Source organism: Vibrio sp. M260118 (assembly GCF_036533755.1).
Lineage (GTDB): Bacteria > Pseudomonadota > Gammaproteobacteria > Enterobacterales > Vibrionaceae > Vibrio.
Window position 1 is genome coordinate 1 of the sequence record NZ_JATABG010000065.1, and the last position, 12,379, is coordinate 12,379.

11 protein-coding genes are annotated in these 12,379 nt (G+C 44.6%); 4 read left to right on the forward strand and 7 right to left on the reverse strand.

Translation table 11 applies throughout. From position 1 onward, the window contains the following. A partial coding sequence (gene pyk, locus QTO00_RS06295; protein ID WP_331423711.1) for a pyruvate kinase occupies positions 1 to 793 on the forward strand: 793 nt, incomplete at its 5' end. Between the two features lie 138 nt (positions 794 to 931). On the opposite strand, the gene QTO00_RS06300 is transcribed toward pyk, so the two are convergent. Both QTO00_RS06300 and QTO00_RS06305 read right to left on the reverse strand, forming a co-directional pair. Next, positions 932 to 1,627, reverse strand: a complete 696-nt coding sequence (locus QTO00_RS06300; protein ID WP_331423712.1) for an oxidative stress defense protein — start codon at positions 1,625 to 1,627, stop codon at positions 932 to 934. Between the two features lie 110 nt (positions 1,628 to 1,737). Continuing rightward, a complete protein-coding gene (locus QTO00_RS06305; protein WP_331423714.1) occupies positions 1,738 to 2,634 on the reverse strand; it encodes a LysR family transcriptional regulator ArgP in 897 nt (298 codons plus the stop codon). Between the two features lie 120 nt (positions 2,635 to 2,754). Here QTO00_RS06305 and QTO00_RS06310 point away from each other — a divergent pair, with 120 nt between their 5' ends. Together QTO00_RS06310 and QTO00_RS06315 are read left to right on the forward strand one after the other, a co-directional pair. Continuing rightward, complete coding sequence (locus QTO00_RS06310; protein ID WP_331423715.1) at positions 2,755 to 3,375, forward strand: LysE/ArgO family amino acid transporter; 621 nt, start codon at positions 2,755 to 2,757, stop codon at positions 3,373 to 3,375. 13 nt (positions 3,376 to 3,388) lie between these two features. After that, entirely contained in the window at positions 3,389 to 3,871 is a 483-nt protein-coding gene (locus tag QTO00_RS06315; RefSeq protein WP_331423717.1) for a YbaK/EbsC family protein, read from the forward strand. Between the two features lie 46 nt (positions 3,872 to 3,917). Here the strand turns inward: QTO00_RS06315 and mscS are convergent, their stop codons facing one another. From mscS to tkt, 5 genes are all read right to left on the reverse strand, one after another. Then, entirely contained in the window at positions 3,918 to 4,784 is an 867-nt protein-coding gene (gene mscS, locus QTO00_RS06320) for a small-conductance mechanosensitive channel MscS (RefSeq protein ID WP_331423718.1), read from the reverse strand. A 299-nt stretch (positions 4,785 to 5,083) separates the two neighbouring features. Then, positions 5,084 to 6,160, reverse strand: coding sequence for a class II fructose-bisphosphate aldolase (gene fbaA, locus QTO00_RS06325; RefSeq protein ID WP_331423719.1), 1,077 nt, complete (start codon positions 6,158 to 6,160; stop codon positions 5,084 to 5,086). Positions 6,161 to 6,314: 154 nt separating this feature from the next. Beyond that, positions 6,315 to 7,475, reverse strand: coding sequence for a phosphoglycerate kinase (locus QTO00_RS06330; protein WP_331423720.1), 1,161 nt, complete (start codon positions 7,473 to 7,475; stop codon positions 6,315 to 6,317). Between the two features lie 155 nt (positions 7,476 to 7,630). After that, a complete protein-coding gene (gene epd / locus QTO00_RS06335) occupies positions 7,631 to 8,671 on the reverse strand; it encodes an erythrose-4-phosphate dehydrogenase (RefSeq protein WP_331423721.1) in 1,041 nt (346 codons plus the stop codon). A 299-nt stretch (positions 8,672 to 8,970) separates the two neighbouring features. Beyond that, on the reverse strand, positions 8,971 to 10,965 hold the full coding sequence (tkt, locus tag QTO00_RS06340) for a transketolase (protein ID WP_331423722.1): 1,995 nt from the start codon (positions 10,963 to 10,965) through the stop codon (positions 8,971 to 8,973). Between the two features lie 319 nt (positions 10,966 to 11,284). On the opposite strand from tkt, the gene metK reads away from it, so the two are divergent. Next, positions 11,285 to 12,379: methionine adenosyltransferase (gene metK / locus QTO00_RS06345; RefSeq protein ID WP_331423723.1), on the forward strand; the 1,095-nt coding region annotated here is incomplete at its 3' end.

Consider the following 12,379-nt stretch of genomic DNA (forward strand, 5'->3'; position numbering starts at 1 on the left):
AGACGCAAACGGCGGCAAAGACATCCACATCATCTCGAAGATCGAGAACCAAGAAGGTGTAGATAACTTCGACGAAATCCTAGAGCTTTCTGACGGTATCATGGTAGCTCGTGGTGACCTAGGTGTTGAAATCCCAGCTGAAGAAGTAATCTTCGCTCAGAAGATGATGATCGAGAAGTGTAACCGCGCACGTAAGATGGTTATCACTGCAACTCAAATGCTTGACTCTATGATCAGCAACCCACGTCCTACTCGTGCAGAAGCGGGTGACGTTGCAAACGCAATCATGGACGGTACTGATGCAGTAATGCTTTCTGGTGAAACTGCAAAAGGTAAGTACCCAGTTGAAGCGGTAACTATCATGGCGCAAATCGCTAACCGCACTGACAGCGCGCTAAAAGCTGAGCTAGGTTCTCGTCTAGACAGCCCACGCCTACGTATCACAGAAGCAGTATGTAAAGGTGCAGTAGACACAGCTGAGAAACTAGCTGCTCCACTAATCATCGTTGCTACTGAAGGTGGTAAGTCTGCACGTTCTGTACGTAAGTACTTCCCAACTGCAAACATCATTGCTCTAACGACTAACAAGAAGACAGCTGCTCAACTAGTTCTAACTAAAGGCGTTCGTCCAGTTCTTGTTGATTCTATCGAAAGCACTGACGCATTCTACAAGAACGGTAAACAGTACGCTCTAGAGTCTGGCTTTGGTAACAAGGGCGACATCGTAGTTATGGTTTCTGGTGCTCTAGTCGCTTCAGGTACTACCAACACTGCGTCTGTACACGTTCTATAATAAAGCGTTAACAAACACATTTTCTATCATAGAGGGCTTCGGCCCTCTTTTTTATGTTTGTCTTGCTAGGAGACTTAGCTGCACCAGTGTCTAAAAGAGCGCTGGCTACAAACTTTTGATACTAGTGTGGATTATCGACTAATCTAATCGGTAAATGACTTCAACACTGTCTCGAAGAATAATCGTAGAATCTTGGTAGCCACTTGACTCTGAACGTGCATCCATAGCCATCGACCTCATCAAGACGGGTTGCTGACCGGACATTTTGTAATTAATACGCCATACATCACCTAGATCTTGGCCAAAACCTTGGGCAAGTGACTCCGCTTTCGTCATCGCATCTTTAATTGCAGCCTGGCGCGCCTGTTGTTGATACTGAACCTGATCTTTCACTTTCAGTTGAATATTGTCGATCTGATTAATACCCGAGTTCAAAGCGATATCTAGGTACTGATTAAGATTGGCAAGATCGTCAACCGTCACAGTGACGCTGCGCGAAGCACGATATCCGACCAACTCGGGTTTACCATTTTTAGGATAGTGATATTGGGGTGCTAGGTAGAGGTTTGAGCTAGTGACATTACTTTTCTCAACGCCTTTTTCAGTTAGAGAAGTGAGAAAGGCACTAACCACGTCATCAACCGACTTTTTGGCTTGTTCCGCTGTCATGGTTGACTCAACAACCTTGACTGAAAACTCTGCCATATCAGGCTTGGCAATCACTTCTCCATAACCTGTGGTTGATAAATGAGGAAAATCAGGGCTACTGGCTAACACACTAAAACTGCTCACCGACAATGACAGTGCAACAAAAAATGTAGAGATTACTTTCATACTCAATCACCAAAATCTAGGAGAAGTTGAATACATCATAGGTAGTGAATAAATTGAAACCAACATCCTCACTTAAGTTCTGACAAAGAACTAACTCAGCAATCAGACAACTACTTAGGCAATAGGTCTCGAGTGTAAGAGACAATAGCGTGAGTGACTTCTTTTAGCAGACCCGTCTCAAGCTGCCAGTGATGCCAATAGATACGAAAACTCATAAAACAACCCGGCATCAGATCCACCAACTTCCCTGAAGCCAACTCATGTTCTATTTGCAATTTGGGGATTAAACAGTAAGCGCAGCCCAATAAAGCTAGATTAACAAATGCCTCTGAACTGGCGACATGGTGATGAGGCATCGCTTCTGGAGAAATGTTAAAGTGCTGCTTTAGGAAGTCTCGGTGCAGTTCATCATGTTGATCATAAGAGACTGCAGGCGCTAGCTTTAATGCATCTCGCGTCACGCCGCAAGGAAAGTAATCTTTCGCGAATTCTGGACTTGCGACACAGACATAGTCCATTCTACCGATATATTTGGCTTCACAGCCCACCATCGCTTTGGGCTCCATACTCAACGCGCCCAGTACTTCACCATTTTTAAGCTTGTCGAGTGTTCTCGCTTCACCATAAACCTCTAGCTCGAGATGAACCCTTCTTGATTTCATGATAGGGGCTAAGGCAGGTAGTAGCCAAGTGGCTAAACTGTCTGCATTGGTAGCAATCGCCGCTTTTTGCAGCCGCTTAGTCGTCTCGCTATCCAATTCAGGAATGAGATCGGCCTCAAGTAGTTGAACTTGCTGATACAAGGCTAGCAGTTTTTGCCCTACAGGAGTGGCGCGAGGAGGTTGCTCACGCACCAATACAGGTTGAGCAATAAACTTTTCTAGCTGCTTGACCCGTTGCGACACTGCGGACTGAGATACAAACAAGGTTTCTGCCGCACGTTCAAAGTTTCCTTTAACAATAACGGCTTCTAAAGCCTCTATCCATCGATAATCCAAACCACGCATTTCACTCTCTACCTGACAAAATCATTAGACATTCTAATATAGTATAAAAATCATTAATTATACTTATTATCTTGGTTTGCTTATCTTCTCGCTATTCAGTTATTTCTTGGAGATAAGTCCGTGAACTTTTGGCTTCTATTACAAGGTTTTGGCCTTGGCGCAAGTATGATCATCCCGATCGGCGCACAAAACGCTTATGTGTTAAATCAGGGCATCAAACGTCAACACCACCTAGCAACAGCAACCATCTGCAGCGTACTCGATATTGTATTTATCTCTTTGGGGATCTTCGGTGGCGGAGCCCTGCTGTCACAAAATGAAACCCTACTAATGTTGGTCACTTTGGGCGGAATCGCTTTCCTTCTATTCTATGGTTCACTATCTCTGAAAAGTGCATTTGCACCACAATTAGAAGAGACTCAACTTGACCAGACTTTAAGAGGGAAACGTGCGGTCATTCTAGGGGCATTAGCCGTCACTGTACTTAACCCTCATCTTTACCTGGACACAGTGGTAATCCTCGGGTCGATTGGCGGTCAATTTGAAGGGCAAGATCGCATCGCTTTTGCTGTCGGAACTATGATGGCTTCGCTAGTATGGTTTTTCTCTCTTTCCATTGGTGCAGCAAAACTTGGGCCGACATTGTCACAACCTCGGGTAAAGCAAGGTATTGATATTATTGTTGCGATTATGATGTTTGTGATTGCCTTTATGTTGGCAACAGAGTTGTTCAATCAGTAAATCTAGGTGACGTATGTGCAAGCTTGAAGCAATTTATCAGTTCAACAAACAGCTTTTAGGCCAATTAAATGTGGACTACCAAGAGTGGCAACATGAGCCAATTTTGGACTTTGAGACAGATGAAAGAGTAGCTCGAGAATTAGGTTGGACAGGGACTCACAGTAAAAGTCTGTTCCTCAAAATCAAAGGCTCAGGCTACGTATTACTTCTAACAGACAAGGACTCACGTTTAGATACCAAGAGCATAAAAGCACTAACCGGCAAACGTCCTTCAATAGTCAGCAATGAAGAGATGATTGAGCAGATTGGCTGCGTTCCTGGTGCGGTGTGTCCTTTCGGTTTACCCAAGGAAGTGACGATTATTGTTGACCGTAGACTCTTCCAACAACAGGAAATTCTCTATACACCAGGTAAACCAGAGTTCACATTTGGTATTCCTGCAAACCGACTCAAAGTGGTTTTGAACGCACTTGAGAACCGAATCCTAGAAATGTAAAAAGCGAGGCAATTTGCCTCGCTTACATTCGTTTTCAACCGCCAAATTACGCTTCGACTTTGTTGAGATGTACATCCATTTGCGGGAATGGAATCTCAATACCTTCTTTGTCTAGGCCCTCTTTTATAGCCTGCATTAAATCGAAGTACACAGCCCAGTAGTCCGCTGTTTTAACCCATGGGCGTACAACGAAGTTTACCGATGAGTCTGCAAGTGTATGAACACCAACCAGAACACCCGGCTCTTTTAGGATGCGTTCATCTGACTGACAAATCTTAGTTAACAGATCTTTGGTTTTCTGCAAATCCGAATTGTAAGAAACACCAATCATCAGATCAACACGGCGAGTTTCATGTCGAGAGTAGTTGGTAATAGGGCTACCGATCACACTACCATTCGGTACTACAACCATTTTGTTATCAGGCGTCGTCAAGACAGTTTGGAAGATTTGAATCGAATCTACCGAGCCAGCTACGCCACCAATCTCAACATAGTCACCAGACTTAAATGGGCGGAATGCAACAATAAGAACACCTGCTGCAAAGTTAGATAGTGAACCTTGTAGTGCTAAACCAACGGCTAAACCCGCAGCACCAATCACAGCCACAACAGAAGCAGTTTGAACACCTAAACGACCTAGTGCTGCAATCAATACAATCACAAATAGTAGGTAACGCACTAGTCCATGGACAAATTCCACAACCGCTTTGTCCATCTGCTTCTTGTTTAGAACTTTCGCGACACTGTTGGCGACCGCCTTGACAATGATATTACCGATGAACAAAATCAGAATAGCGGAGATAATATTCACGCCATACTGAACTAAAAGATCCGAGTTATTAGTCAACCACTGCTCGGCATGGCTGATACTATCAACCAATGGAGTTTCAATCCCTGCAGATTCACCTGCCATAATCTATACCCTCTAAATTAAAATGACTCTACGAAACACGTTGTCTTTCATTATTATTTTAGCAACAACACCTCTTTTCATTCACTGAGGTAATGTCAGCTTTTTGGCACAATATCTTATTTTTGACCAACATCAAAGTTATGTTTTTACAAAACAACCGACACCCTCACTTATCAGAATCTCCTGATACCAATCCCATCAATCAGGTGTTCAGAAAATTGGCGTAATAGGTATGATAACCGCAGGCACAAAAAAACCCGCTCGATGAGCGGGTTGAATCTAATTCAGTGTAAGACGAATTATAGTACGTCTACTGCATTTAGGTCAGCAAACGCTTTCTCAAGACGAGCAACCATAGAAGCTTGACCAGCACGTAGCCATACGCGTGGATCGTAGTACTTCTTGTTTGGCGCATCTTCGCCAGTTGGGTTACCGATTTGACCTTGTAGGTAATCACGGTTTTCAGCTTCGTACTTACGGATACCATCCCAAGTTGCCCACTGTGTATCAGTATCGATGTTCATCTTGATAACGCCGTAACCGATAGACTCTTGGATCTCTTCTTGAGTAGAACCAGAACCACCGTGGAATACGAAGTTTAGAGCGTTAGGTGCAATACCGAACTTCTCTGCACAGTAAGCTTGAGAATCACGTAGGATAGTTGGAGTTAGTACAACGTTACCTGGCTTGTAAACGCCGTGTACGTTACCGAAAGATGCTGCGATAGTGAAGCGGTGTGACACTGCGCTTAGCTTCTCGTATGCGTATGCAACGTCTTCTGGAGAAGTGTAAAGCTCAGACGCGTCCATATCAGAGTTATCAACGCCATCTTCTTCACCACCAGTACAACCAAGTTCGATCTCGATTGTCATGTTCATTTTAGCCATGCGCTCTAGGTACTTAGCACATGTTTCGATGTTCTCTTCTAGCGACTCTTCAGAAAGATCTAGCATGTGAGAAGAGAATAGTGGCTTACCAGTTTGAGCGAAGAACTCTTCACCTGCGTCTAGTAGACCGTCAATCCATGGAAGAAGCTTCTTAGCCGCGTGGTCAGTGTGTAGGATAACTGGTACACCGTAAGCTTCAGCAACAGCGTGAACGTATTTTGCACCTGCTACAGCACCAAGGATTTGAGCACCTTGACCTTCAAGTTTAACGCCTTTACCAGCGAAGAAAGCTGCACCGCCGTTAGAGAACTGAACAACTACTGGAGCTTTAACTTTAGCAGCCGCTTCTAGTACTGCGTTTACAGAGTCAGTACCGACTACGTTTACTGCTGGTAGAGCGAAGTTGTTTTCTTTAGCAACTTCAAAAACTTTCTGTACGTCATCGCCAGAGATAACACCTGGTTTTACGAAATCGAAGATCTTAGACATGGATTTAATCCTATTTATCTGTCGTTTTAAAAATAAAACTTGTTAAGTTCAAATTTTTGCAAACGTTTGCTCACAACGCGCGCTATTCTAGCAAAAAAATGTGATGTGCAGCAAACAAGAAAGCGGGAGAATCTCTTCTCCCGCTTCCGTTCAATTACTTAGCACGCTCTTCAAGCATTGCTACAGCTGGTAGTACTTTACCTTCTACAAACTCTAGGAAAGCACCGCCACCTGTTGAGATGTAAGATACGTCAGCTTTGATACCGAACTTGTCGATAGCTGCTAGCGTGTCACCGCCACCAGCTACAGAGAAACCAGCAGACTTAGCGATTGCTTCAGAGATACCTTTAGTGCCTGCTTCGAAGTTCTTGAATTCGAATACACCTACAGGGCCATTCCAAAGGATAGTCTTAGCGTTACCGATGATTTCTGCTAGAGCTGCAGTTGAATCTGGACCTAGGTCGAAGATCATATCATCGTCAGCCACTTCTGATACTGGCTTGATTTCAGCTTCTGCGTTCTCATCAAATGCTTTAGCACATGCAACGTCAGTAGCAACTGGGATAGAACACTCTTTCATTAGCTTCTGAGCAGTTTCAACTAGGTCAGCTTCGTATAGAGACTTACCTACATTGTGACCGTCAGCAGCGATGAATGTGTTAGCGATACCACCACCAACAACAAGTTGGTCAGCTACTTTAGATAGTGACTCAAGAACAGTTAATTTAGTTGATACTTTTGAACCACCAACGATAGCAACTAGTGGACGCTCTGGGTTGTCCATTGCTTTGCCTAGTGCATCAAGTTCAGCAGCTAGAAGAGGGCCAGCACACGCTACAGGAGCGTTCATACCAACACCGTGAGTAGATGCTTGTGCACGGTGAGCCGTACCAAATGCATCCATTACGAAGATGTCACATAGTGCAGCATACTTCTTAGATAGCTCTTCTTCGTTCTTCTTCTCGCCTTTGTTAAAGCGAACGTTTTCAAGAACAACAAGCTCACCAGTGTTTAGCTCTAGGCCGTTTAGGTAATCTTTTGCTAGTTTAACTTCGCAATCTAGTGCGTCGTTTAGGTAGTTAACAACAGGTTGTAGAGAGAACTCTTCTGCGTACTCACCTTCAGTTGGACGACCTAGGTGAGAAGTTACCATTACTTTAGCGCCTGCTTCTAGACAGTGCTTGATAGTAGGTAGAGATGCTAGGATACGTGCATCAGAAGTTACTTTGCCTTCTTTTACAGGTACGTTTAGGTCCGCACGGATAAATACACGTTTACCTGCTAGATCCAGGTCAGTCATCTTGATTACAGACATGTTGTGTCCTCTCAAATTTTAATAAGTAAAGTTTTCAGTAGCCCAGCAACCCTGCCAGACCTATTAATTCTTCAAACGCTGTTGGTATAGTGGAGACGCTGAACATTTATTTCAACAGCTAAAATAAATAATTCTCTCCAGTGCTGAGTTACGACTTATTCAGCAAGTTGCATTGCGAGCGCTGTATCCAACATGCGGTTCGCAAAACCCCATTCGTTATCACACCAGACGAGCATTTTTACTAGGTGCCCGTTGCTAACTCGAGTCTGTGTACCATCGACAATCGCGCTATGGGGATCATGATTAAAGTCGATAGAAACGAGCGGTGCTTCAGTATAGTCAACAATGCCCTGTAATGTACACTGAGATGCGTTAACAATGGTTTGATTTACGTCATTAACTTTCACATTCGTATTAATTGTTACACTTAAATCCATTGCTGTAACGTTAACAGTGGGTACCCTAACGGAAATTGCTTCAAATTTGTTGGAAAATTTCGGGAATATTCTTTCAATACCTTTATGCAATTTAGTATCAACAGGAATGATAGATTGGCTTGCTGCGCGAGTACGTCTGAGATCCGAATGATAAGCATCAATCACTTGTTGATCGTTCATCGATGAGTGAATGGTGGTAATGGTTCCAGACTCAATTTCAAACGCATCATCAAGCGCTTTAATAATTGGCACAATACAGTTGGTGGTACACGAGCCATTGGACACAACATTGTGCTCGGCTTTGAGGGTATCGTGGTTTACGCCATAGATAATGGTGTTGTCGAGATCATTGGCGCCAGGATGTGAGAATAGCACCTTTTTAGCGCCAGCTTTGATATGTTCCTGACCATCAGCTTGGCTACCAAACACGCCTGTACAATCAAGCACTAGATCTACTTCGAGATCTCGCCAAGGTAGCAACTCAATATCGCTCAAATGAAGAATGCGAATTGAATCAAACTCTCCCGTTCCTTGGTGGGGTGAGCTGTGATGAATATAGATATGCTCTTGGTCATTGGTGACCTGCTTGCCGAAGCGGCCATGGCTGGTATCGTACTGAAGTAAGTGCGCCATCGCGTCCGGTTGAGCAAGCTCATTCACCGCGACGACTTTTATTTGTTGGTTTTTACCACTTTCATATACTGCTCGCAGTACATTACGACCGATACGTCCAAATCCATTGATCGCAACTTTTAGCATGATTCCATCGCCCTACATGATTTCCGTGTCACAGATAGTAACTGAGTGAGTTCCTAGATGCGAGCTCCTAGTACCTAGAGTCAATATATTTCTAGAATCTAGGAACTAGACACTAAGACCTCTAAAAACAAACCGAGCCCAACGGCTCGGTTCTCTCATTCATCATATTCGATACTTAAAATAGTTGAAGTTGTAGCTAGGCAACAAGTAAGTTCAGCTCTATGAGCATAGAGAATCTATGTGATTAGGGTGAACTTACGCAGTTAACAACTGCTACAGCTTCAAATATGAAGAGTATATTAAGCTAGAAGCTCTTTCGCTGTATTCACAACATTTTCAGTTGTAAAGCCGAACATCTTGAATAGTTCGCCAGCAGGCGCAGACTCACCAAATGTTGTCATACCGATAATGCGGCCATCAAAACCAACATACTTGTACCAGTAGTCAGCAATACCCGCTTCTACAGCCACACGCGCCGTCACGTCTGATGGTAGAACCTCTTCACGGTAAGCTGCGTCTTGCTTATCGAACGCATCTGTTGATGGCATTGAAACAACACGTACTTTATGACCTTCAGCCGTTAGCTGTGCAGCGGCTTCTACAACTAACTCAACTTCTGAGCCGGTTGCGATAAAGATAAGCTCTGGTTTACCAGCACAATCTTTGAGGATGTAAGCACCCTTAGCAATGTTAGCCACCTGCTCTGCATCACGCTCTTGCTGCGCAAGATTTTGGCGAGAGAAGATTAGAGACGTTGGACCATCTTTACGCTCGATAGCCAGTTTCCATGCTACTGCAGATTCAACCTGGTCACATGGGCGCCATGTGCTCATGTTTGGCGTAACACGAAGAGAAGCGATCTGCTCAACTGGTTGGTGAGTTGGGCCATCTTCACCCAGACCGATTGAGTCGTGAGTGTAAACCTGGATATTCTGAACTTTCATCAGAGCAGCCATACGCATTGCGTTACGAGCGTACTCCATAAACATTAGGAAAGTTGCGCCGTAAGGAACGAAACCACCGTGCAGAGCAATACCATTCATGATCGCTGTCATACCAAACTCACGCACACCGTAGTGGATGTAGTTACCAGAAGCATCTTCGCCCGTTAGCGATTTCGAGCCCGACCACATGGTTAGGTTAGATGGCGCAAGGTCAGCAGAACCACCTAGGAACTCAGGTAACATTTGACCAAATGCTTCTAGAGCATTTTGCGATGCTTTACGTGATGCGATGTTTGCTGGATTTGCTTGAAGATCAGCAATGATTTGAGTTGCTTTCTCTTCCCACTCAGCTGGTAGGTCACCATTTAGACGACGCTTCAGCTCAGCGGCCTCTGCTGGGTATGCGGCAGCGTAAGCATCAAACTTAGTGTTCCATGCTGCTTCTTTTTCTGCGCCCGCTGATTTTGCATCCCACTCAGAATATACATCAGCAGGGATTTCAAATGCTGGGTGCTCCCAACCTAAGAACTCACGCGCTGCTGCGATTTCTTCAGCACCTAGAGGCGCACCATGACAGTCGTGCGAACCAGACTTGTTCGGAGAACCAAAGCCGATGATAGTCTTAGTACAGATCAGTGTTGGGCGTGGGTCAGCTTTAGCAGCGATGATGGCTGCGTTGATTGCGTCAGCATCGTGACCATCTACAGCAGGGATTACGTGCCAACCGTAGGCTTCAAAACGCTTAGGTGTATCGTCAGAGAACCAACCTTCAACTTCACCATCGATTGAGATGCCATTGTCATCCCAAAATGCGATCAGCTTGCCAAGACCAAGGGTACCCGCTAAAGAACATGCTTCGTGCGAGATACCTTCCATTAGACAGCCGTCGCCCATGAATACGTAAGTAAAGTGGTCAACGATGTCGTGACCTTCTTTGTTGAACTGAGCAGCAAGCGTCTTCTCTGCTAGCGCCATACCAACAGCGTTAGTGATGCCTTGGCCCAATGGACCTGTTGTCGTTTCAATACCTGGTGCGTAACCATACTCTGGGTGGCCAGGTGTTTTAGAGTGAAGCTGACGGAAGTTTTTCAAATCGTCAATGGATAGCTCATAGCCTGTTAGGTGTAACAGAGAGTAGATCAACATAGAGCCATGGCCGTTAGACAGGACAAAACGGTCACGGTCAGCCCACTCTGGGTTTGCAGGGTTATGATTTAGGTGAGAGCGCCAAAGAACTTCAGCGATATCAGCCATACCCATAGGTGCACCTGGATGACCAGAGTTTGCTTGTTGAACACCATCCATGCTTAGAGCACGAATTGCGTTAGCGAGATGTTGACGAGAGGACATGTCAGCTCCTGAATGCGTTAAGCGAATCAAAATAAAAATGGAGCATAATTCTCTCAAAGCACCAGTGGGACTGCAAACGTTTTCCTCAGTAATTGGTGACAAAATCCCTGACATTGATAGCAATTCGACTCGAGTTAGCTATTGTTTTACAAGATTGACGCAAACGGTTGGTTTCATACACCAAGAAAATAGGACTTGAAATTCAAGTAACAATATCTAGAATAGACGTCTAGATGTAGATACACCTGTATGTACTAAAATTATTCAATAGTGTCCCTCTATCAATAAGGGATATCTCTAATTCAATAGTGGAGCTCTCATGGCTAAGCACCTGTTTACTTCTGAGTCAGTTTCAGAAGGTCATCCAGATAAAATCGCAGACCAAATTTCTGATGCTGTTCTAGATGCGATCATCGAACAAGATCCTAAAGCTCGTGTAGCGTGTGAAACATACGTTAAAACTGGCATGGTGATGGTTGGTGGTGAAATCACAACATCTGCATGGGTTGATATCGAGGAACTAACTCGTCAAACCGTTCGTGAAATTGGCTACGTTCACTCTGATATGGGTTTTGACGCTGACTCTTGTGCAGTTCTAAACACTATCGGTAAACAGTCTCCAGACATCAACCAAGGTGTTGATAAAGCTGACCCTAAAGAGCAAGGTGCTGGTGACCAAGGTATCATGTTTGGTTACGCAACTAACGAAACAGACATCCTAATGCCTGCGCCAATTACTTACTCTCACCGTCTTGTAGAGAAGCAAGCTGAAGTACGTAAAAACGGCACACTACCTTGGCTACGTCCAGACGCTAAGTCTCAGGTAACTTTCCAATACGACCAGGGCAAGATTGTTGGTATCGATGCAGTTGTTCTTTCAACTCAACACTGCGATTCAATCTCGACTCCTGACCTACGTGAAGCAGTAATGGAAGAGATCATCAAGCCAGTACTACCTTCAGAGTGGATCAATAAAGAGACTAACTTCTTCATCAACCCAACTGGCCGTTTCGTAATCGGTGGTCCAATGGGTGACTGTGGTCTAACTGGTCGTAAAATCATCGTAGATACCTACGGCGGCGCAGCTCGTCACGGTGGCGGTGCATTCTCTGGTAAAGATCCATCAAAAGTTGACCGCTCTGCAGCATACGCAGCTCGTTACGTTGCGAAAAACATCGTGGCAGCTGGCATGGCTGACCGTTGTGAAATCCAACTTTCTTACGCTATCGGCGTTGCTGATCCAACCTCTATCATGGTTGAGACATTCGGCACAGAGAAAGTTTCTCACGACGTAATCGTAGAAGCAGTTCGTCAGAACTTCGATCTACGTCCATACGGTCTACAAGAGATGCTGAACCTACTTCAACCTATCTACAAGAAGACTGCAGCATACGGTCACTTCGGTCGCGAAGAG